Origin of the sequence: Streptacidiphilus pinicola (genome assembly GCF_003258295.1) — a bacterium.
In the GTDB taxonomy this organism is placed as follows: domain Bacteria; phylum Actinomycetota; class Actinomycetes; order Streptomycetales; family Streptomycetaceae; genus Streptacidiphilus; species Streptacidiphilus pinicola.
The window spans coordinates 524-21,578 of the sequence record NZ_QKYN01000060.1 but is presented as its reverse complement, the minus strand read 5'-3'; the positions used below and the strand labels follow the sequence as shown (position 1 = coordinate 21,578).

The following is a 21,055-nucleotide window of genomic DNA, read 5'->3' as shown; positions in this document are numbered from 1 at the left end:
GGGTTATCGCGTCACCGGCAGTCCCTCCGCCGCCCAGGCCTGGAAGCCGCCGATCAGGTCGGTGGCGCGGTGCAGGCCCAGGGCCTGCAGCGAACGGGCGGCCAGGGAGGAGGCGTAGCCCTCGTTGCAGAGCACGATGACGAGCCGCTCGTGGTCGGTGGTCTCCGGGGACCGATGCGCGGACTGCGGGTCCATCCGCCATTCGAGCTCGTTCCGCTCCACCACGAGCGCCCCCGGGATCAGCCCGTCCCGGTCCCGCAGCGCGGCGTATCGGATGTCCACCAGCAGGGCGTCCTCCTCCGCCACCGCGCGGGCCGCCTCCCCGGGCGTCAGCCGCCGCAGCTCCGCGCGCTCGCGTTCCAGCAGGGCGTCGATGTCGATCGGGTTGTTGCTCACCAGTCCTCCTGGGTCTCGACCACCGCGACGCTGAGGACGTCGCCGTCGCGCGAGTATCGGCGCAGTCGCGGCAGCGGCGGGTGGTAGACGTGCACGGACACGGCATGCCGGGACGCCGAGGGGTTGCCCACCTGGTGCACGTGGTGGGGGCCGAACGCGCGGCCGCGGCCGGCCGGCAGGGCGCGCTGCCGGTCCACGCCGTCCTCCAGTTCCAGGCTGCGCCAGCCGCTCGTCGGCAGCGGCATGGCCAGCGACAGCTCGCGGAGCTCGCCGTCGGCGGTCACGAACGCGCCGCTGGAGCCGCCGTGGTCGTGCCAGCCGGTGTCGGTGCCCGGCGGCCAGCCGATGATCCACGCCTCGCTGCCGCCCGGTCCCTCCAGCCGTACCCAGGTGCGCTCCGACGGGTGGAGCGGCAGCCGGGCCAGCACCTCCGGATCGGCGGCCGCGGCGTGCGCAAAGGCGAGCAGGGCGGCGGGTTCGGGTTCGGGTTCGGCGGTGGCGGTGGCGGTGGCGGAGGAGGCGGGAACGGGCGCGGCGGGATCGGGTTCCGCGGCGAGGGCGGTCTCGGGCATGGTGGCGTCCTGGGGCGTCGGAGGCGGTGACGGGACACCGCGGTCGCCCGTGCGGAACCGGTGTGCGGAACCGGTCCCGGACCGTGCGGGCGCGCGTCGGGGCGCGGCCGCGATCAGCGGGCGTGGCGGTGGGAATGCCGTGCGAAGGGCCGTCCGTGACGACAGCGGGGAGGCGTGCTGCTCCAGCCGGGCGTCAGGTCAGCCCGAGATACACGAGGTACCCGCGAGACACGCGGTACCGAGCCCGGTACAGGACAGGCGGGGGCACCGGACGGAGTCCGGGCGAGCGTCGCGGACGGGCCGCGGGACGTTGATCCCCATGGCGCGAGTAGAACACGGCCTCAGGGGCTGGTCAAGGAACGTCCCACCATCAGGACTGACCGGCCGTCAGCCGTTCGCGTGAGCCGAGGCCGGTCGCCGAGCGCGGCACGGGGAGCTCGGCGGCGGCGCTGCGGGCCTGGTCGGCCAGGTCGAAGAGGTCCTCCGGGCGGTGGCCCTCGACCGCTGCCACGAGGTGACCGTCGGGGCGGATCAGCAGCACGGTGTGCGCGGCGGCGCCGGGGTACTCCTCGGTGACCAGCAGCTCGGCGGGCAGTGGCAGCGCCTCGGTCGCCTCGGTCAGCTGCGGCATCAGGCCCGCGCCCAGCCAGTGCTCGGACGCCCAGACGCCCGTGCCGGGGGCGACCAGGACGACCAGGAAGCCGCGGCCGAGCCGGGCCCGCAGTCGGTCCTGGGTGCCGTCCGCGGTGATCACGGGAAGGTCGGGAACCAGCACGCCGGGGCTGGTCGGGCTCAGTGTGGGCGTGAGCGCGGAGCGGCCGCGTCCGGGCGTCGTCGGGTAGGCGGGCGCGCCGCCGAGCCGACCGGTGCCGAGGCTGCCGTCGGACAGCAGCGGCGCGTTGCGGCGCAGCGAGCCGGAGAGCAGGCTGCGTCGCGCCTCCAGCAGCGCCGTGCTGGGCTGCAGCAGCGGCATCGCCTGGTCCACGGCGCGCAGCCGGGCGATCACCGCGTTGCGGCGCTCGGCCTGATAGGTGGTCAGCAGCCGCTCGGGCGCGCAGCCCTGCCAGACCAGGCCGAGCTTCCAGGCGAGGTTGTCGACGTCGCGCAGGCCCTCGTCGAGGTTCTGCATGCCGAGCGAGCCGAGCAGGTGGGCGGCGTCGCCGGCCAGGAAGGCCCGGCCGACCTGGAACTTGGTGGCCAGCCGCTGCTGGACGACGTAGTCGGCGCTGGAGATCAGCTCGTAGCCGGGCACCTTGCCGCCGTTCCAGGACGCCAGCGTCGCGCGCAGCTGCTCGATCAGCTGGTCCGGGCTGAAGCCGGGTGCCCGGGGCGGCAGCCGCCAGTCCAGTCGCCAGACGCCGTCCGGCAGCGGTCGTGCCACCACCTCGCGGGCGGCCGGGGCGCCGCCGTGCCGCGGCTGGTCCCGGTGCAGCAGCGCCTCGCCGGGAAAGGGCAGGTCCGCGCGGATCGTGGCCAGCGCGTAGTGGTCGGCGGCGGCCCGCCCGGGAAACCGCAGCGAGAGCCGCTTGCGGACGGTGGAGCGGGGGCCGTCGCACCCGACCAGGAAGCTGCCGCGCAGCCAGGTCCGCTGGGTGTGGACGTTGACGGCCTCCTCGCCCGGCTCCTGCTCCAGCTCCAGCAGCGCGGACTCCGGCAGCAGCTCGACCAGCCCGGTGGCGGAGACGGCGTCGCGCAGGCCGCGCAGCAGGCGGTGCTGGGCCAGGTGCAGCACGTCGTCGTGCTGCAGTTCGACGCTGTGCAGCTCGCGGTGGCGGCGCAGCGTGCGCCACGCGGTCCAGCTCCGCCCGTCGGCGGTGACCCTGGTGTAGCCGATCCGCTGCAGGAACCCGACGGTGTCCGTGCGCAGCACGGTCGACCGAGAGCTCTCCGGCGCGACTCCCGTCCCCTCGTCCAGCACGATGCTCGGCACTTGGTGCCGGGCGAGGGCGAGGGCGAGCGTGAGGCCGATGGGACCGGCGCCGGCGATGATCACAGGGTCGGATCCGGAATGGGCAGGGCCAGTCATAGAAGGAAATGGACCAGATCGCCTGTGCCGCCGTCAAGCAGCGTCAGGCGTACGCCGGTTCACTTCACACGCCTGAGCGAATCCAGCGCGGTCAGCGTCGCCGCAGCCGGGAGACGAAGTCGCGCGCGCGGGAGGTGCGGGGGGCCGAGAAGAACTGCTCCGGAGGGGCCGACTCCACGATGCGACCGCCGGACATGAACAGCACCCGGTCGGCGGTCGTGTGGGCGAAGGACTGGTCCTCGGTGACGATCAGCATGGTGCGCCCGTCGGCCGCCAGCTCGCGGGCGAGGACCCGCAGTTCCTCGACCGGCTCGTCGAGGACCAGGACCTTGGGGTCGAGCACCAGGGCGCGGGCCAGCGCGACCCGGCCACGCTGCGTCGGGCCCAACTGCCGGCCGCGCAGACCGGCCTCGGCCTCCGCGCCGACCAGGCGCAGCGCGCTCAGCGCGCGTTCCGCCGCGAGTTCCGGCGAGGTGCCGCGGGCGTTCACCTGGCAGCGGGTCAGCTCGCCGAGCACGGTGCGGCCGAGGCCCAGCGCGGTGAGCAGCGCGTGCTCGGAAGCCTCCGGCTGCGGCACCAGACCGACGTCCGCCCGCGCGGTGCGCCGCGCACGCCCGCGTGCACCGATCAGGAGGGGTGCGCCGTCCAGCAGGATCTCGCCCGAGTCGATCCGCTCGGCGCCCTGGATGGCGCGGCAGAGCGTCGTCTTGCCCGCGCCCGGCGGGCCGACCAGGGCGACGACCTCGCCGCGGGACAGGTCCAGGTCCACCTCGTGCAGCGCCTGCACCAGCCCGTGCCGTTTGCTGACGCCCCGCAGTCGCAGCAGCCCGGCGCGCGGCGCGGGGGCGGACGTCACGGTGGTTCCACTCCTCGGAACGGCTTGGTGCAGGCCTGGTACAGGCTGGTGCGGGTCGAACATGCGGGTCGAGCGTGCTGGTGCCGTAAGCCGGGCTGTTCGCCGGCCGAGCGTCCCGATCCTACGGGGCCGTTCGAGGCCGTACCGCAGTTCTGAGGGTGATTTGAGGATCATGTGCGGTTTCCGCGATCCTCGGCACGGCGGATCGTCGCAGCTCGGTAACGGTCGCCTCAGGCGTCCCATGGCCCCTTGACCGGACCCGGTCCGATGGGAGTGGATGCCTGCTGGAGAAGAAGTGCCGGAACGGGACGGGAGGAGTGACCCATGCGCCTGCTCCTCGTCGAGGACGACGAGCACGTCGCCGCCGCGCTGATGACGGTGCTGGGCAAGCACGGGTTCGACGTGCGCCACGCCCGCTCGGGCAACGAGGCGCTCGACGCGCTGGTGCCCGACGGCCGCCCGCACTTCCGGGTGGTGCTGCTCGACCTCGGGCTGCCGGACCGGGACGGTTTCGACGTCTGCGACCAGATCCGCCGGCGCTGCGGCATCCCGGTGATCATGGTCACCGCGCGCGCCGAGGTCCGGGACCGCATCCACGGGCTGAACATCGGCGCCGACGACTACATCGTCAAGCCCTACGACATGGGTGAGCTGCTGGCCAGGATCCACGCGGTGGCCCGTCGCGACGCCGCCGCCCGGCCGGTCCCGGCGCAGGCCCAGGGGCCGCGCGACGATCCGCACGAGCTGCTCGACCGCGCTTTCGGGCTGGTGCTGGACCAGGCCTCGCGTCGTGCGACCGTCCACGGCCAGGACGTGGCGCTCACCCGCAAGGAGTACGAACTGCTGGCGCTGCTGGCGCAGAGCCCCGGCGTGGTCTTCCGCCGCGAACAGATCATCAGCGAGGTGTGGCGCAGCAGCTGGGACGGCACCGCCCGCTCGCTGGAGGTCCACGTGGCCTCGCTGCGGCGGAAACTCGGCCTCTCCGGCCTGATCGAGACGGTGCGCGGCATCGGCTACAAGCTGGCCGTCCCGGACCACCTGGTCCGCGACTGACGACCCGGACGACCTCACATGCGCACCCGCCTGCTCGGCATCCTGCTCGCGCTGCTCGCCTGCGTCCTGGTCGCCCTCGGCGTGCCGCTGGCCGCCAGCGAGGCCCAGCGCGAGCAGCAGCGCGTCGTCGTCGACCGGATCGACGACGCTGCGCGCTTCGCCGCGCTCGCGCAGAACCCCTTCGGGCAGTCCGAGTCGTCGGCCGCGAGCGAGCAGAAGCGCACGCTGGCCGCGCAACTGCGCCGGTACCACGACGTGTACGGGATCTCGGTCGGCGTCTTCGACCTCGGCGGCCACGCCCGGTACGCCTATCCGTCGAGCTGGACCAGCGCCCTCGACGGAGCCTCCGCCGAGCCGTTCCGCGAGGCACTGGACGGGCGCCGCAGCCACGATCCCGCCCAGGTCTGGCCCTGGCAGGGCGCCGACGCGCGGCTGGTGATCGCCTCGCCCGTGGTCTGGGACGGGGACGTGGTGGCGGTGGTCGTCACCGAGTCGCCGACCGACGGGCTGCGGGAGCGGGTCTGGAGCGCCTGGCTCTGGCTGATCGGCGGTGAGGCCTTCGCGGTCCTGTTCGCCGTCGGCGTCGCGGTGGCGCTGACGCGCTGGGTGCTGCGCCCGGTCCACGACCTGGACAAGGTCACCCACGACATTGCCACCGGCCGGCTCGCCTCCCGCGTCGCGCCCGCCGGCGGACCGCCCGAACTGCGGCGGCTGGCCCGTTCCTTCAACGAGATGGTGGATCACGTCGAGCTGGTGCTGGACCAGCAGCGGGCGTTCGTCGCGGACGCCTCGCACCAGCTGCGCAACCCCTTGTCCGCGCTGATGCTGCGGGTCGAGGTGCTCGGCATGGAGCTGCCCGAGGGACACGAGGAGGAGATGGGCGGCGTGCGGGTGGAGGGTCGCCGGCTCGCGCAGGTCCTGGACGACCTGCTCGGGCTCGCCCGCGCGGAGAACGCCCGCCCGGCGGCGCAGAGCTGCGAGGTGGGCCGCCTGGCCGCCGACCGCGTCGAGGGCTGGCAGGCCTACGCCCGTGAGCGGGGGGTGGCCCTGGAGTTCACGGCGCCGGACAGCCCGCTCCCCGCGCTCGCGGACCCGGTGGGCCTCGGCAGCGCGCTCGACGCGGTCCTCGACAACGCGCTGAAGTTCACCCCGGCCGGCGGCACCGTCCGGGTCGAGACCGTCGCGGCGGGCGCCGAGGTGCTGATCCGCGTCACGGACGGCGGGCCGGGGCTGGACGAGGACGAGCTCGCCCGCATCGGTGACCGCTTCTGGCGCAGCCCGCGCCACCAGAACACCGAGGGCTCCGGCCTCGGGCTCTCCATCGCCCGGGCCCTGCTCACCGCCAACGGCGGCGGGCTCGGCTTCGCCGCACAGGAGCCGAGCGGCCTGACCGTCACCGTGAGCCTGCCGACCGCCTGACGTCTCCCGTTGACCCCTTCCCGTTCATGAGGCCGGCTCGGGTTGCCTTGTCAGGAGCATTGACCGCGCCACTGGGCACTGGGACATTGGCCAGTGGCAGCGTCGGGTCGGTGCTGGGAGGGTCGTTGATCGACGGGGCGCGGGAACATCGGGTCGTCACCGACGACGGGGTGGAGCTGGCCGTGGTCGAGGCGGGGGACCCGCTGCGGCCCACTCTCTGGTTCCTGCATGGGTTCCCGGACAGCCGGGACGTCTGGGCGCCGGTGATGAACCGGCTCAAGGACCGCTACCACGTCGTCGCCCACGACACCCGCGGCGCCGGACGCTCCGCCGCCCCGGCGCGGCCCGGCCGCGCCGGCTACACGCTGGAGCGGCTGGAGGAGGACTTCCTCGCCGTGCTCGACGCGCTCGCGCCCTACGGGCCGGTCCACCTGATCGGGCACGACTGGGGATCCGTGCAGGGCTGGGAGTTCGCCACCTCGCCCCGCCTGCAGGGCGGGCTCGCCTCGTTCACCAGCATCTCCGGCCCCTCCCTGGACCACGCCGCGCTCTGGGCCCGCGCCCGGCTGCGCCGCCGCACCCCGGCGGACCTGCGCGCCCTGCTCGACCAGGCGCTGCGCTCCTGGTACATCACGGCGTTCCAGCTGCCCTGGCTGCCGGAGGCGCTTTGGCGCGGACCGCTCGCGCACGGCGGCTGGTCCGCGCTCTGGCGCGCCCTCGAGCACACCCGCGTGTCCGGGCATCCCGCGCCGACCCTGGCCAGGGACGCCGCCAACGGGCTGTGGCTGTACCGGGCCAACACCCGCCGCCGCGCCCGCGAGCCGCGCGAGGACCGGGTGGCCCACGTGCCGGTGCAGCTCGTCCTCCCGGAGCGTGACCCTTTTCTCGGTCCGCGCCTCTACGACGACCTCGATCGGTGGACACCGGTCCTGCGGCGGCGCACCGTGAAGGCGGGGCACTGGCTGCCCCTCACCCGCCCTCAGGTCCTCGCCGAGCTGATCGCGGAGTTCGTCGACGCGGTGCGCGTAGGTACCATCCCGTCCGCGGGCCGCGATCACAGCGCGGACCGGTCCCCGGCGCTCTGACGGCGCCTGACGGCGCGTCGCAGGCAACCAGGCAGGCGGCGGGAGTGGAGGAGGACGCCATGAGCGACGCGTTGGGAGCGGTCCCAGGCCAGCGCCGGGAGTACCTCATCGACCACCTCGCCCAGGCCGCCGGGACCACGGTCCGCAACGTCCGCGCCTACCAGGACCGCGGTCTGCTCCCGCGCGCCGACCGCCGCGGCCGCGCCAACGTCTACGACGACACCCACCTGGAACGGCTGCGCCTGATCGCCGGCCTGCTCGACCGCGGCCACACCCTCGCCGGCATCAAGGAACTCCTGGACGCCTGGGAGGACGGCCGCAGCCTGGGCGGCGTGCTCGGCCTCGTGGCCGAGGTGACCGCGCCCTGGTCCGACGAACAGCCCGAGTACCTGGAACGCGCCGAACTCACCGCCCGCTTCGGCGGCCTGCGCGACCCCGAGGCGATCGCCGCGGCGATCCGCCTCGGCGTCCTCGTCCCGGAACCGCAGCACCCGGCGCAGCCGGGGCAGGTGGCGGCGATGGCCGGCACACAGGCTGGCGAGCCCCTCGCGGGGTCGGAGGGGCAGCCGTGGGCCTTCGGGGGGTCGGAGGGGCAGCCGCAGGCTCGTGCGGCCTCGGAGCGTCAGGGGCAGGGCCCGGCGGGGGCGGAGGGGTTGCCGTCGGCGCTCGTGGGCGCGGTGCGGCTGCCGCCGCAGGCGACCGGGTCGGTGCTGGAGCGTGGTGGGTGGGAGGAGCCGCTCGCCGATCGCTACCGGGTGCCGAGCCCCGCGCTGCTCGACGTCGCCGCCCGCCTGTACGAGCTGGGCGTCCCGCTCGCGGCCACCATCGCGCACCTGCAGGAGGTGCGCACCGACGTGGAGCACCTGGCCCGCCGCTTCGTGCACTTCGCGGCCGTCGAGGTCTTCCCCCGTTACGTCGGCGCCGGACCGCTCGACGACGCCGACGCGGCCCGCGCCGCCGAGGCGGTGCGGCGGCTGAGACCGCTCGCCCAGGCCGTCGTCGACGCGGAGCTGGCCCGCGCCATGCGCAACGAGGCGACCCTGCTGCTCGAGGCGTCCGTCGCCTCCCTGCCGGAACCCGTCCGGGCCGCCCTCGCCGAGGAGCTGTGACTGCCGCGCGAGCGAGCCGGCGTCAGGGCTTGACCGAGACGTAGTAGCGGCGGGCGCCCTCAGCCAGCGGCAACGGCTCGGTGTAGATCGCCGACCGCACGTCCACCAGCTGCGCGGAGTGCACCCGCTGTCCGATCGCGTCGCGGCTGTTCATGACGACCGCCGTCATCCGCTCCACCAGCGAGCTGGGCACGTCCGCGCGGGTGACCAGCAGGTTCGCCACGGCCAGGGTGGAGACCGAGTCGTCCGGGGAGCTGTCCGGATAGGCCCAGCCCGGCACCGTCGAGGTGCGGTAGATCTGCGTGTTCCGCGCCCCGACGTCCTCCCGCTGCGCGACGTCGTCCATCCCCGTCGCCAGCCCGCCCAGCGGCACCAGCTTCACGTGCGCGTGCTTGGTCAGGTCGATGATGCCCTCGGTCGGCAGGCCGCCGGACCAGAAGAACGCGTCGATCTTGTGCGCTTCCAGTGCGGCCGGTGCGTCCGCGATGCCGTAGGGCAGCTCCTGCAGGTCCCGACCGGCGTGCAGGTTGGCGATCGACAGCACCCGGTCGGCGATCAGCTCCACGCCGCTGCCGGGCTGGCCGGTGCCGACCCGCAGCCCCTTGAGGTCGGCGACGCTCTTCACCTTGGAGTCGGAGGGGACCACCAGCTGCACGTAGTCGTCGTAGAGCTCCGCGAGCGCGCGCAGCTTGCCCTTGCCGGGCCCGTCGAAGTGCGCGACGGCGTCCGCCGTGGCGATGCCGAAGTCGTCCCGCCCGTCCGCCACCCGTGCCAGGTTGTCGGGCCCGCCGACGGACTGGTCCAGCTGCAGCCGCACCCCCGGCATGCCCTTGTCCACCGCGGCCTGCAGCAGCGTCCCGTACAGCGCGTACACCCCGGACTGCGTGCCGGTCGCCATCCGGAACGTCCCCGTCGGGTACCCGGGGTTCCCGCTCGTGCCGAGCCAGCCCCCCAACGCCGTCGCCGCGACCAGCACGAACGCGACGGCGATCCGCACCCGGCGCAGGCCGAGCAGGCGGCGCAGTCGTGGTGGCAGGGTCGGCGGCATGCGGGGGATCCTGCCAGCGATCCCCCGCTCGGGAAAGAGGGGTCCCCCCGGACCGGCCGAGAAGACCGGCCGAGAAAGGGGCTTCGGCGCTGCCCTTACCCTTGGGGGCGTGGGTACCGCAGAAATCTCCGCTCCTGACACGTCCGACGCCGTGTCCAAGACGTACGACATCCGCACCTACGGGTGCCAGATGAACGTGCACGACTCCGAACGCCTCTCCGGTCTGCTGGAGGACGCCGGTTACGTCCGCGCCGCCGAGGACGGCGAGGCGGACGTGGTCGTGTTCAACACCTGCGCGGTGCGCGAGAACGCGGACAACCGCCTCTACGGCAACCTGGGCCGGCTCGCCTCGGTCAAGGCGCAGCACCCCGGCATGCAGATCGCCGTCGGCGGCTGCCTGGCCCAGAAGGACCGGGACACCATCGTCAAGAAGGCGCCCTGGGTCGACGTCGTCTTCGGCACCCACAACATCGGCCACCTCCCCGCGCTGCTGGAGCGCTCGCGGGTCCAGGAGGAGGCCCAGGTCGAGATCCTGGAGTCGCTGGAGGTCTTCCCCTCCACGCTGCCCACCCGCCGCGAGTCCGCCTACGCCGCGTGGGTCTCCGTCTCCGTCGGCTGCAACAACACCTGCACCTTCTGCATCGTCCCCGCCCTGCGCGGCAAGGAGAAGGACCGCCGCAGCGGCGACATCCTCGCCGAGGTCCAGGCGCTGGTGAACGAGGGCGTCGTCGAGGTGACCCTGCTCGGCCAGAACGTCAACGCGTACGGCTCCGACATCGGCGACCGCCAGGCCTTCGGCAAGCTGCTGCGCGCCTGCGGAGACATCGAGGGCCTGGAGCGGGTCCGCTTCACCTCCCCGCACCCCAAGGACTTCACCGACGACGTCATCGCGGCCATGGCCGAGACCCCGAACGTGATGCACCAGCTGCACATGCCGCTGCAGTCCGGCTCCGACGAGGTGCTGCGCGCGATGCGCCGCTCCTACCGGCAGGAGCGCTACCTCGGCATCATCGAGCGCGTCCGCGCGGCCATGCCGGACGCGGCGATCACCACCGACATCATCGTGGGCTTCCCCGGCGAGACCGAGGAGGACTTCGAGCAGACGCTGGAGGTCGTCCGCCGGGCCCGCTTCGCGCAGGCCTTCACCTTCCAGTACTCCAAGCGCCCCGGCACGCCGGCGGCGGAGATGGAGAACCAGGTCCCGAAGGCCGTCGTCCAGGCGCGCTACGAGCGGCTGGTCGAGCTGCAGGAGCAGATCTCCTGGGAGGAGAACAAGAAGCAGGTCGGCCGGACGATCGAGGTCCTGGTCGCGGAGGGCGAGGGCCGCAAGGACGAGGCGACCGCGCGTCTGTCCGGGCGCGCGCCCGACAACCGGCTGGTCCACTTCAGCCGTCCCGAGCAGCCGGTCCGTCCCGGTGACATGGTCACGGTCGAGATCACCTACGCCGCCCCGCACCACCTCCTCGCGGAGGGCCCCACTCTCTCCGTCCGCCGCACCAGCGCGGGTGACGCCTGGGAGCGCCGCCAGGCGGCTCCCACCGCGCCGAAGCCGGCCGGCGTCATGCTCGGCCTCCCCAAGATCGGCGCCCCCGCTCCGCTCCCGGCCGCGGAGAACGGCTGCGCCTGCTGAGCACGCTCAGTGGGACTACCCAGGGGCGCCGGGAACTGCGCGACCATCCCCCAGCCTTCGGCCCGGGAGGTGCCCCCATCCGATGAGCAGATGGTCCTCAAGGCGTAGGGCCATCCGCACGCCGGTGGTTTCTCGCGCAGTTCCCCGCGCCCCTGGGTAGTGCAACTTCCCGGAGGGGCGCATCGGTGGGCCGGTAGGGTCTTGAGGCATGTTCGTAGCCGCCGCAGTCTGTCCCTGCCCGCCGATGCTGCTGCCCGAGGTGGCCGTCGGAGCCGCGCCAGAGCTGGATCCGCTGCGGGAGGCGTGCGACAAAGCGCTGGGCGAGCTGCTCGCGGCGAAGCCGGATCTGGTGTGGGTGGTGGGCCCGGGGCCGGAGCACCGGTTGTTCGACCGGGGCGGGGTCGGCGGGTTCCAGGGCTACGGGGTGGACGTGAGCGTGGGTCTGGGCGAGCGCGCCGCCGGCGAGACGCTGCCGCCGGCGCTCGCCGTGGGCGGCTGGCTGCTGGAGCGCGCCGGCTGGGACGGTCCGGCGCGCGCGCTCGCCGTGCCGGACTATCTCGAGTGGCCGCTCTGCCGGGAGAACGGCGCCGAGCTGCGGGACTCCGCCGAACGAGTGGCCCTGCTGGTGCTCGGTGAGGGCAGCGCCCGCCGCACCGTGAAGGCCCCGGGATACCTGGACGAGCGCGCCGAGCCGTTCGACACCGCGGTCGCCGCGGGCCTCGCCGCCGGGCAGCTGCCGAAGGTGGACGCAGAGCTGGCGTTCGAGCTCATGGCGTCCGGCCGCGCGCCGTGGCAGGTGCTGGCGGGGGCCGCGGGCAGCGACGAGCAGCCGGTCGCTTCCGCCCGGCTGCTCTACGACGACGCCCCGTACGGGGTCGGCTACTTCGTCGCCTACTGGTCCTCAGGCTTCTGATCCGAGGCCGCGTCGGCGGGCTTCTCGGTCGCCTCGCCCTGGATGGTCTCCTGCGGGCCGCCCATCTTGTTGACGGCGTCCTTGGCCTTGCTCCGACCCATGTCGATCTTGGACTTGTACTTGCCCTTGGTTGCCTTGTCGGCCATGTCGCCGACCTTGTCCAGGCCGGCACCGATCTGCGACTTGTGGCTGCCTGCGTACTCGGTGGCCTTCTTGGTGGCCTGGCTCATCGCGCCCTTGAGGGAGTCCGTGATGCCCATGACCGCTCCGTTCCTGCCTGGGGCCCATGGGCCCGTAACCGGGCAATTAGCCCATCAGTACCCATATGGTATTTCCGCGCGGCGGATTTGCCAGACTAGAGGGGTGACCAATCCCGCCACCTCGTCCCCCGCGCCGGCCCTGCGCCAGGCGCGCGTCGTCGCCGTCGTCGGCGCCACCGCCGTCGGCAAGTCCGACCTCGGCGTCGCCCTCGCCCAGCATCTGGGCGGCGAGGTGGTGAACACCGACTCCATGCAGCTCTACCGCGGCATGGACATCGGCACGGCCAAGCTGACCATGGCCGAGCGCGACGGCGTCCCGCACCACCTGCTGGACATCTGGGACGTCACCGAGGCCGCCAGCGTCGCCGCGTACCAGCGGCTCGCGCGGGAGCGCATCGACGCGCTGCTGGCGCAGGGCCGTACGCCGGTCCTCGTCGGCGGCTCCGGCCTCTACGTGCGCGCCGTGATCGACGAGCTGGAGTTCCCCGGCACCGACCCCGAGGTCCGCGCCCGCCTGGAGGCCGAGTTGGAGGAGCACGGCTCCGGCGCCCTGCACGCCCGGCTCGCCACCGTCGACCCCGAGGCCGCGCGCGCGATCCTGCCCGGCAACGGCCGCCGTATCGTCCGGGCCCTGGAGGTCGTCGAGATCACCGGCCTGCCGTTCACCGCCAACCTGCCGGGCCACGAGTCGGTGTACGACGCCCTGCAGATCGGCGTGCGCATGCCGCGTCCGCTGCTGGACGAGCGGATCGCGCTGCGCGTCGACCGGATGTGGGAGGACGGGCTCCTCGACGAGGTCCGCGCGCTGGAGGCGCGGGGCCTGCGCGAGGGCCGTACCGCCGCGCGGGCACTCGGGTACCAGCAGGCGCTCGCCCAACTGGACGGCGACTACGACGAGACCGAGGCCCGCGCCGAGACCGTCCGCGCCACGCGCCGGTTCGCGCGGCGTCAGGAGTCCTGGTTCCGCCGCGACCCGCGCGTCCACTGGCTCGACCGCGACCCCGAGGCTCCGGCGACCGACCTGCTGGAACGGGCGCTCGCGCTGCTCTGACCCGGCGCGGCCGGTCGGGCCCACGGGGCCCGTCGGCGGCCGGACGACCGGCGTTCGCACGCCTGTCGCCGACGATCGGACGCCCGATTACGACCTGATCACGTCATGGCCACGGATCACCGTGAACGCCATCTGCGGGCGTCGTCGGACGCCCCCGCCGTGCCATCATCGAGCATCGAGAGCATCGGTGGTCCGGTGGAGTGAACTCCCCGGCGTTTGACGCAGGGAGGCCGCGTGTCCATGGATACCGGCCCCGACACGCATCGGCTTCCGGATGATCCCTTCGATTCCGAGGACCAGGACGCAGTGCACGCACAGGAGCTTCGGGCACGGGAACTGACGCCGCTTCCGTCGCTGCCCGCGCAGGACGAGAACGCCCTGCACCGCCGCGAGCTGCGCCCCGCGGGGCGGTTGCGGGTCTGGCAGGTCCTGCCGATCGCCGCGCTGGCCATCCTCGGCTCCCTGATGTTCGCCTTCCCGCTCGCCTTCGAGGGCGGCGCGGGCGGCTCCGGCGACTCCGCGGGCAGCCTGGTCGGCATGCTCGGCCTGCTGCTGACGGCCGCCTCGGCCGGCTGGGGCGCGATGGCCGCGCGTCGCGCGGGCTACGTCTTCCCCGGCCTGCCGCGCGCCGGCTCCGGCAAGCGCGCCGGCTGGCGCCCCCTGCTCGCCTACACCGCGACGGCCCTGGTCATCCTGGCCCTGGGCCTCTGGCGCGTCGCCCACCTCCACGGCTGAGCCGCCGCGCCTTCCCCGGCCCGCCCCCTTCCCCGCCCCGGGGCGCCGTCGGCCCACCCGTACCATGGATCACGTGAACGACATGGTGAAGGGCATCCGCTTCCTCAAGGGCCACGGGACCGAGAACGACTTCGTCATCCTTCCCGACCCCGACGGGCTGCTGGAGCTGTCCGCCGCCCAGGTGGCGCTGCTCTGCGACCGGCGCGCGGGCCTCGGCGCCGACGGCGTGCTGCGCGTGGTGCGCGCCGAGGCGCACCCGGAGGCGAAGCCGCACGCCGCCACCGCGGGCTGGTTCATGGACTACCGCAACGCCGACGGAAGCATCGCCGAGATGTGCGGCAACGGCGTCCGCGTCTTCGCCCGCTATCTCGTCCAGGCGGGGCTGGCCGAGCCCGGCGACCTCGCCGTGGCGACCCGCGCCGGGATCCGCCGGGTGCGCGTGCCCGCCGAGGGCGACGTCACCGTGGACATGGGCAGGGCCCTGCTGCCCGGACCGGAGACCGGTATCGAGGTCGCCGTCGGCGAGCGTCACTGGCCCGCGCACAACGTGAACATGGGCAACCCGCACGCCGTCGCGTTCGTCGAGGACCTCGCCGACGCGGGCGACCTCTACACCGCGCCCGAGGTCACGCCGGCCGCCGTGTATCCGGAGGGGGTCAACGTCGAGTTCGTCGTGGACCGCGGTCCGCGTCATGTGGCCATGCGCGTGCACGAGCGCGGCTCCGGCGAGACCCGTTCCTGCGGGACCGGCACCTGCGCGGTCATGGTCGCGACCGCCCGTCGCGACGGCGTCGACCCGGCCGTGACCGGTGAGCCCGCCACCTACACCGTCGACGTCCCGGGCGGCCGACTGGTGATCACCGAGCGCCCGGACGGCGGGATCGAGATGACCGGACCGGCCGTGATCCTCGCCGAGGGCGAGCTCGACGCCGACTGGCTCGCCCGCGTCTGACCGCCGCCCGGCTGCCGTCCGAACGTCACCCGCATGTCGCCCGACCGTCGCCCGGTCGTCGCCCGAGCAGCGAACTTCGGCGAACTTCTTATCCTTGCCAGTCGCGAGCCGGTTCAAATCCCCCGAATGGGTGATCAAGGTGACGTTCGGAACACGTGGCGTCGCTGTGTGTGTTGCACTCGCTAGCATGGACCATCGGAGCTGCCGCCTGCTCCGGTGATCGCTGCCGGAGGTGCGCATGAATACCGGTGAAGTCCACGCCGTGCCAGGTGTCCCCGCCGTCCCGCTGGAGGGGCCGCTGGAGGGGCGCAGAACCGTCTCTGCAGTGTCCGCCTCCGCGGTCTCCGCGGTGCGCGCCCTGCCGGGGCTGCGCCGCGCCGCCGGACGGACGGGGCTGGCCCGGTCGGGCCTGGGGCGCGCGGGGATAGCGGCGCTGCTCGCCGGCGGGCGCCCGCAGTCGGCCTACGCGCTGGAGCCCGTGGTGCGCGCGCACCGACTCCACCATCCACGCGCCGAGTTGGACCTTGCCCTGCTGGACCGCGCCTACCAGGTCGCCGAGGCCTCGCACCGCGGCCAGATGCGCAAGAGCGGTGAGCCCTACATCACCCACCCGCTCGCCGTCGCCATGATCCTGGCCCAACTCGGCGCCGAGACGACGACGTTGGTCGCCGCCCTGCTCCACGACACGGTCGAGGACACGGCGATGACGCTGGAGCAGGTGCGGGACGGCTTCGGCGAGGAGGTGGCCTATCTCGTCGACGGCGTCACCAAGTTGGAGAAGGTCGACTTCGGCGCGGCCGCGGAGGCCGAGACCTTCCGGAAGATGCTGGTGGCCACCGGGCGCGACGTCCGGGTCATGGTGATCAAGCTCGCCGACCGGCTGCACAACATGCGGACGATCCGTCACATGAAGCCGGCCAGCCAGATCCGGATCGCCACCGTCACCCGGGACGTGCTGATCCCGCTCGCGGAGCGCCTCGGCATCCAGGTGGTGAAGACGGAGCTGGAGGACATCGTCTTCGCCACCCTCCACCCGGACGAGTACGCCGCCACCAGCGCGCTGCTGACCGCCGACCGGGCCCGTCGCTCGGACGCCGCCCCCGCGCGCGCCGGTGCGGACGGCGCCAGGGCGGCAGTGGCCGAGGCGGGCTCGGAACAGGGCCCGGCCGCCGAGCCCTTGGAGGCCTTCGCCGGCCAACTGCGCCGCCAGCTGCGCGACGCGCGCGTGGCCGCCGAGGTCAGCGTCCGTCCGCGCCACTGCGTCTCGCTGCGGCGGGCCCGGCTGCGCCGCGGCACCGAGCTCGCGCCGACCGACTTCGGCCGGGTGCTCGTCGTGGTCGAGGAGAACGCCGACTGCTACGCCGTGCTCGGGGAGCTCCACACCTGCTGGTCGCCCCTCCCCGGCGAGTTCCAGGACTACATCGCCGCACCCAAGTTCAACCTCTACCAGTCGCTGCACACCTCCGTCGCCACCGAGCAGGGCGAGGTGGTCGAGGTGCTGGTGCGCACGGCACGGATGCACCAGGTCGCGGAGTTCGGCGTGGTCGCGCTCGGCGCGCCGGCCGGCACCACCCTGTCCGGCTCGGACGGCGAGGCGGGCGACAGTGGTGCGGTCGGGGGCGGTGGCGACGGTGGGTTGCTGGTCGACGGCGGTGCACCCGGCGCGAATGCCGAGCCCGGCGAGGGTGCCGCGCTCGGCGGTGCGGCCGACGAGGCCGAGGGACGCGATCCGCTCGACCACACCGACCCGGCCCGACCGGGCTGGCTGGCCCGGTTGCTCGACTGGCAGCGCGAGACGCCCGACCCGGACACCTTCTGGTCCCAGCTCACCGCCGACCTCGCGGGCGACGGCGAGATCACCGTGCTGGCCGGCCACGCGCGCGAGGGCGGGCGGTCCGTCCGTCTACAGCTCCCGGCCGGCGCCACCGGCGTGGACGCCGCCTACGCCCCGGGCGAGGAGCACGGCCACCGATGTATCGGCATGCGCCTCAACGGCCGTCTCACCGCCCTGTCCACCCCGCTGCACGACGGCGACACCGTCGAGCTGCTCACCGAGCCGCCCGGCGAGGAGACCGCGGGCCCCGCCCCCGAGTGGCTCGCCCACGCCCGCACGCCGGGCGCTCGGATCGCGATCGAACGCTGGCTCGCCGGACACCCCGAGCCGGAGCCCGCCCCGGGCGAGCCCGGCGACCTCCCGCCCGGTTCGCCGCGCGCCCGGCGCGGCGACGTCGGGCAGCTGCTCGGCGGCGGTCCCGTCGACGCCAGCCGCGCCGTGATCACCGCCCCGTCCATGCCGGAGGCGTCCGTACGCCTCGCCCGCTGCTGCACCCCCGTGCCGCCGGACGAGCTGCTCTGTTTCGCGATCCGCGGCGGCGGCCTCGCCGCGCACCGCGGCGACTGCCCCACGGGCCGGGCCATGCGCGCCACCGGCCGCACGCCCGTCCAGGCGCACTGGCTGGAGAGCCCGACGCCGACGGGCTACCGGGTGACCGTCCAGGCCGACGCGCTCGGCCGCCCCCGGCTCCTCGCCGACCTCACCGCAGCGATGTCCGGAGCGGGCGTCGACATCATCTCCGCCGAGGTCGAGCCCCCGCGTGAGCTGCAGGTCCGCCACACCTACACCGTCGAGCTGCCCGCGCCGGAGGCGCTGCCGGAGCTGATGCGGGTGATGCTCCGTGTGCCCGGCGTCTACGACGTCTACCGCGCCGCCGGAACCGGTGGCCGCGCCTCCGGCCGTGCGGCCACCCAGGCCGCCGCCACGGCCACGGAAACGGTTCTCGGGGAATCGGGGCTCGGGGCCGCCGACGGGCTCGCGGACGGGCCCGGCGACGTCGTGGGTGCGCGAAATGATGGTGACCGGAGCCCGAGGCCCGTGCGACCATCGAGGGGAATGCGCGGCAGACCTGCTGCGTTGTCCTTCCTGGGGGATTACTCCCAGGACTGCGACTCCTAAGACTCCGACTCCGCTAAGGATGCGATGACCTCCACGTTCGAAACCCGCGACGCCGACGCGAACAACGCCCGGGGCGCCCGCCGCCCCGCCGACCTGCGCGCTGAGGCACTGATGGACGAGGACCTCGCGGGAATCGACGGGATTCCCGGGCGCCTCTACACCAACGACTACGACGGCGACCAGTACGACCGTTCCGACCGCGCCTCGCTCCGGCGCGTCAGCGGGCTCTCCACCGAGCTCGAGGACGTCACCGAGGTCGAGTACCGACAGCTCCGCCTGGAACGCGTCGTGCTCGTCGGCGTCTGGACGGACGGCACCGCCGAGGAGGCGGAGAACTCGCTCGCAGAGCTCGCCGCCCTGGCCGAGACGGCCGGCTCCCAGGTGCTCGACGGCGTGATCCAGCGCCGTGACAAGCCCGACCCGGCCACCTACATCGGCTCCGGCAAGGCCGCCGAGCTGCGCGACATCGTGCTCTCCAGCGGCGCCGACACGGTGGTCTGCGACGGTGAGCTCTCGCCGGGCCAGCTGATCCACCTCGAGGACGTCGTCAAGGTCAAGGTGGTCGACCGGACCGCGCTGATCCTGGACATCTTCGCCCAGCACGCCAAGTCCCGAGAGGGCAAGGCCCAGGTCTCGCTCGCGCAGATGCAGTACATGCTGCCGCGGCTGCGAGGCTGGGGTCAGTCGCTCTCCCGGCAGATGGGTGGTGGTGGCTCCGGCTCCTCCGGCGGCGGCATGGCCACCCGTGGTCCCGGTGAGACCAAGATCGAGACCGACCGGCGCCGCATCCGCGAGAAGATGGCGAAGCTGCGCCGCGAGATCGCCGACATGAAGAAGGGCCGCGACACCAAGCGCCAAGAGCGCCGTCGCAACCAGGTGCCGTCGGTGGCCATCGCCGGCTACACCAACGCCGGCAAGTCCTCCCTGCTCAACAGGCTCACCGGAGCCGGCGTGCTGGTGGAGAACGCCCTGTTCGCCACCCTGGACCCGACGGTCCGCCGTGCCGAGACGCCCGGCGGCCGCGTGTACACCCTGGCCGACACGGTCGGATTCGTCCGGCACCTCCCGCACCACCTGGTCGAGGCCTTCCGCTCGACCATGGAGGAGGTCGCCGACGCGGACCTGATCCTGCACGTCGTCGACGGTTCCCACCCCGAGCCGGAGTCCCAGCTGGCCGCCGTGCGCGAGGTCATCGTCGACGTCGACGCGCAGAACGTGCCCGAGATCGTGGTGATCAACAAGGCTGACGTCGCCGACCCGCTGGTGCTCGCCCGCCTGCTGCGGCGCGAGCCCCACGCGATCGCGGTCTCGGCCCGGTCCGGCATGGGCCTCGAGGAGCTGCTGAAGCTCATCGAGTCCGAGCTGCCGCGCCCGTCGATCGACGTCACCGTGCTGGTCCCGTTCACCCGCGGCGATCTGGTGGCCAAGGTCCACCGCGACGGCGAGGTGCTGGGCGAGGAGCACTCCGCCGAGGGCACGTTGCTGCGCGCCCGCGTCGGCTCCGAACTGGCCGCCGAGCTGCGTGCGTTCGCGTTCGAGCCGCTGGCACTCGCGGCGGCCGAGGGCTGAAGGCGCTGAGGGCTGAGGGCTGAGGCCCGTGCCTCCCGGGAACACCGGGAGGCACGGGCCTCAGTCGTATTTCGTCGTTTGTTGCCCGTAGGCGCGCCCCACGCCCGTCGTACCCGCCCTGACGTGCAGCTCGTGTGGGGGGTTTGTGCATGGCCGTTTCTCCTCGGCGCTCATGGTCGTTAGCCCGGTGGAACGTCACCCGAAGGGGGTGCGTACCACCGCAACCGGGGCTGCTCGTTCGGGTGGTTGCCCGTCCGCGAGGAGGTACTGAGCCCATGTCCACCAGGGCCCCCATGTCGTCCACGACGCCGACCACCACAGCGCCTTCCGCTGCGACCCCGCCTTCCGCTGCGACCTCGCCTTTCGGTCCGATCTCGCCTTTCGGTCCGACCTCGGGGACGGGCGGTCGAGCGGAGGCGATCCTGGGCCGACAGGCCGCGCGTGAGTCCTCCGCCCGTACGTACGCGAGATCCCTGCCGATCGTCCCGGTCCGCGCCCGCGGCATGACCGTGGAGGGCGCCGACGGCCGCCGCTACCTGGATTGCCTGGCGGGCGCGGGCACCCTCGCCCTCGGCCACAACCATCCCGTGGTGCTGGAGGCGATCCGCGCGGTCCTCGACGCGGAGGCGCCCCTGCACGTCCTCGACCTGGCCACGCCCGTCAAGGACGAGTTCACCACCGCCCTGTTCGAGACCCTGCCGCCGTCGCTGGCCCGCGACGCGCGGATCCAGTTCTGCGGCCCGGCGGGGACCGACGCCGTCGAGGCGGCGCTCAAGCTGGTCCGCCTCGCCACCGGCCGCAACGGCCTGCTCGCCTTCACGGGCGGCTACCACGGCCAGACGGCCGGCTCGCTCGGCGCGACCGGCGACGTGGCGGTGCGTGCCGGGCTCGGGGAGGGCTCCGGCTCGGGCGGCTCGGTGACCCGGCTGCCCTACCCCTACGCCTACCGCTGCCCCTTCGGGGTCGGCGGCCTGGCCGGCGCCCGGCTCGGGACGCGCTGGACGGCCTCGCTGCTGGAGGACCCGAAGGGCGGCGTCGACCGTCCGGCGGGCATGCTCGTCGAGGTGGTCCAGGGCGAGGGCGGAGTGGTCCCCGCGCCCGACGAGTGGCTGCGCGAGCAGCGGGAGTTGACCGCCCGCCACGGCATCCCGCTGATCGTCGACGAGGTGCAGACCGGCGTCGGCCGCACCGGCACGTTCTGGGCGGTGGACCACTCCGGCGTCGAGCCGGACGTCATGGTCGTCTCCAAGGCCGTCGGCGGCAGCCTCCCGCTGGCCGCCATCGTCTACCGTGGCGACCTCGACGTCTGGTCGCCCGGCGCCCACGCCGGCACCTTTCGCGGTAACCAACTCGCCATGGCCGCAGGCGCGGCGACGCTTCGCTTCGTCCGTGAGCAGGGGCTCGCCGCCCGCGCCGCCGAGCTGGGCA

At 73.7% G+C, this 21,055-nt stretch carries 18 protein-coding genes; 12 read left to right on the top strand and 6 right to left on the bottom strand.

Annotated features, from left to right (window positions below; translation table 11 throughout):
• Window positions 1–3 precede the first annotated feature (3 nt).
• The 4 genes from DN069_RS15440 to DN069_RS15425 all read right to left on the bottom strand — a co-directional run bounded on the left by DN069_RS15440 (window position 4) and on the right by DN069_RS15425 (window position 3,850).
• Window positions 4–396 carry a rhodanese-like domain-containing protein gene (locus DN069_RS15440; RefSeq protein ID WP_243639265.1) on the bottom strand — a complete coding sequence of 131 codons (393 nt, stop codon included), beginning with the start codon at window positions 394–396 and terminating at the stop codon, window positions 4–6.
• Window positions 393–968: a cupin domain-containing protein gene (locus DN069_RS15435; protein ID WP_111501558.1), complete on the bottom strand. Its 576-nt coding sequence runs from the start codon at window positions 966–968 to the stop codon at window positions 393–395. Before DN069_RS15435 ends, DN069_RS15440 begins: the two co-directional genes overlap by 4 nt.
• A 370-nt stretch (window positions 969–1,338) precedes the next feature.
• Window positions 1,339–2,961 carry an FAD-dependent monooxygenase gene (locus tag DN069_RS15430; RefSeq protein ID WP_243639263.1) on the bottom strand — a complete coding sequence of 541 codons (1,623 nt, stop codon included), beginning with the start codon at window positions 2,959–2,961 and terminating at the stop codon, window positions 1,339–1,341.
• A 124-nt stretch (window positions 2,962–3,085) separates the two neighbouring features.
• Window positions 3,086–3,850 (bottom strand): ATP-binding cassette domain-containing protein, encoded by a 765-nt coding sequence (locus DN069_RS15425; RefSeq protein WP_165845509.1) that lies wholly within the window; start codon window positions 3,848–3,850, stop codon window positions 3,086–3,088.
• Between the two features lie 324 nt (window positions 3,851–4,174).
• Between DN069_RS15425 and DN069_RS15420 the strand changes: the two genes are divergently transcribed.
• From DN069_RS15420 to DN069_RS41575, 4 genes are all read left to right on the top strand, one after another.
• A complete protein-coding gene (locus DN069_RS15420; protein WP_111501555.1) occupies window positions 4,175–4,903 on the top strand; it encodes a response regulator transcription factor in 729 nt (242 codons plus the stop codon).
• An 18-nt stretch (window positions 4,904–4,921) separates the two neighbouring features.
• Window positions 4,922–6,322, top strand: a complete 1,401-nt coding sequence (locus DN069_RS15415; protein ID WP_111501554.1) for a sensor histidine kinase — start codon at window positions 4,922–4,924, stop codon at window positions 6,320–6,322.
• A 125-nt stretch (window positions 6,323–6,447) separates the two neighbouring features.
• Complete coding sequence (locus tag DN069_RS15410; RefSeq protein WP_165845508.1) at window positions 6,448–7,407, top strand: alpha/beta fold hydrolase; 960 nt, start codon at window positions 6,448–6,450, stop codon at window positions 7,405–7,407.
• A gap of 59 nt (window positions 7,408–7,466) precedes the next feature.
• Window positions 7,467–8,516 (top strand): MerR family transcriptional regulator, encoded by a 1,050-nt coding sequence (locus DN069_RS41575; protein ID WP_243639261.1) that lies wholly within the window; start codon window positions 7,467–7,469, stop codon window positions 8,514–8,516.
• Between the two features lie 22 nt (window positions 8,517–8,538).
• On the opposite strand, the gene DN069_RS15400 is transcribed toward DN069_RS41575, so the two are convergent.
• A complete protein-coding gene (locus DN069_RS15400; protein ID WP_165845507.1) occupies window positions 8,539–9,564 on the bottom strand; it encodes a TAXI family TRAP transporter solute-binding subunit in 1,026 nt (341 codons plus the stop codon).
• Window positions 9,565–9,673: 109 nt separating this feature from the next.
• Between DN069_RS15400 and miaB the strand changes: the two genes are divergently transcribed.
• Together miaB and DN069_RS15390 are read left to right on the top strand one after the other, a co-directional pair.
• Window positions 9,674–11,194 (top strand): tRNA (N6-isopentenyl adenosine(37)-C2)-methylthiotransferase MiaB, encoded by a 1,521-nt coding sequence (gene miaB, locus DN069_RS15395; protein WP_279387903.1) that lies wholly within the window; start codon window positions 9,674–9,676, stop codon window positions 11,192–11,194.
• A gap of 208 nt (window positions 11,195–11,402) precedes the next feature.
• Complete coding sequence (locus DN069_RS15390; protein ID WP_111501552.1) at window positions 11,403–12,107, top strand: class III extradiol dioxygenase subunit B-like domain-containing protein; 705 nt, start codon at window positions 11,403–11,405, stop codon at window positions 12,105–12,107.
• Here DN069_RS15390 and DN069_RS15385 read toward each other — a convergent pair.
• Window positions 12,086–12,367 (bottom strand): antitoxin, encoded by a 282-nt coding sequence (locus DN069_RS15385; RefSeq protein WP_111501551.1) that lies wholly within the window; start codon window positions 12,365–12,367, stop codon window positions 12,086–12,088. The two genes, DN069_RS15390 and DN069_RS15385, sit on opposite strands and share 22 nt — an antisense overlap.
• A gap of 139 nt (window positions 12,368–12,506) precedes the next feature.
• Between DN069_RS15385 and miaA the strand changes: the two genes are divergently transcribed.
• The 6 genes from miaA to DN069_RS15355 form a co-directional block, all read left to right on the top strand.
• The gene (gene miaA / locus DN069_RS15380) at window positions 12,507–13,418 is read left to right on the top strand and encodes a tRNA (adenosine(37)-N6)-dimethylallyltransferase MiaA (RefSeq protein ID WP_424556287.1); all 912 of its coding nucleotides are present in this window, start codon (window positions 12,507–12,509) and stop codon (window positions 13,416–13,418) included.
• A gap of 306 nt (window positions 13,419–13,724) precedes the next feature.
• The gene (locus DN069_RS15375; protein ID WP_341538474.1) at window positions 13,725–14,153 is read left to right on the top strand and encodes a hypothetical protein; all 429 of its coding nucleotides are present in this window, start codon (window positions 13,725–13,727) and stop codon (window positions 14,151–14,153) included.
• Window positions 14,154–14,235: 82 nt separating this feature from the next.
• Window positions 14,236–15,105, top strand: a complete 870-nt coding sequence (gene dapF, locus DN069_RS15370; RefSeq protein WP_111501586.1) for a diaminopimelate epimerase — start codon at window positions 14,236–14,238, stop codon at window positions 15,103–15,105.
• Window positions 15,106–15,343: 238 nt separating this feature from the next.
• Window positions 15,344–18,058, top strand: a complete 2,715-nt coding sequence (locus DN069_RS15365) for a RelA/SpoT family protein (protein ID WP_111501548.1) — start codon at window positions 15,344–15,346, stop codon at window positions 18,056–18,058.
• 24 nt (window positions 18,059–18,082) lie between these two features.
• On the top strand, window positions 18,083–19,627 hold the full coding sequence (gene hflX / locus DN069_RS15360) for a GTPase HflX (protein WP_111501547.1): 1,545 nt from the start codon (window positions 18,083–18,085) through the stop codon (window positions 19,625–19,627).
• 293 nt (window positions 19,628–19,920) lie between these two features.
• Window positions 19,921–21,055, top strand: a 1,135-nt coding sequence (locus DN069_RS15355) for an aminotransferase class III-fold pyridoxal phosphate-dependent enzyme (protein WP_111501546.1), incomplete at its 3' end; no start/stop codon positions are given.

What these genes read in the sequence shown, in the direction of transcription:
- DN069_RS15435 (WP_111501558.1), bottom strand. Translation starts at nt 968, where the DNA reads ATGCCCGAGACCGCCCTCGCCGCGGAACCCGATCCCGCCGCGCCCGTT.
- DN069_RS15420 (WP_111501555.1), top strand. Translation starts at nt 4,175, where the DNA reads ATGCGCCTGCTCCTCGTCGAGGACGACGAGCACGTCGCCGCCGCGCTG.
- DN069_RS15415 (WP_111501554.1), top strand. Translation starts at nt 4,922, where the DNA reads ATGCGCACCCGCCTGCTCGGCATCCTGCTCGCGCTGCTCGCCTGCGTC.
- DN069_RS41575 (WP_243639261.1), top strand. Translation starts at nt 7,467, where the DNA reads ATGAGCGACGCGTTGGGAGCGGTCCCAGGCCAGCGCCGGGAGTACCTC.
- DN069_RS15400 (WP_165845507.1), bottom strand. Translation starts at nt 9,564, where the DNA reads ATGCCGCCGACCCTGCCACCACGACTGCGCCGCCTGCTCGGCCTGCGC.
- DN069_RS15390 (WP_111501552.1), top strand. Translation starts at nt 11,403, where the DNA reads ATGTTCGTAGCCGCCGCAGTCTGTCCCTGCCCGCCGATGCTGCTGCCC.
- DN069_RS15385 (WP_111501551.1), bottom strand. Translation starts at nt 12,367, where the DNA reads ATGGGCATCACGGACTCCCTCAAGGGCGCGATGAGCCAGGCCACCAAG.
- dapF (WP_111501586.1), top strand. Translation starts at nt 14,236, where the DNA reads ATGGTGAAGGGCATCCGCTTCCTCAAGGGCCACGGGACCGAGAACGAC.
- DN069_RS15365 (WP_111501548.1), top strand. Translation starts at nt 15,344, where the DNA reads ATGAATACCGGTGAAGTCCACGCCGTGCCAGGTGTCCCCGCCGTCCCG.
- hflX (WP_111501547.1), top strand. Translation starts at nt 18,083, where the DNA reads ATGACCTCCACGTTCGAAACCCGCGACGCCGACGCGAACAACGCCCGG.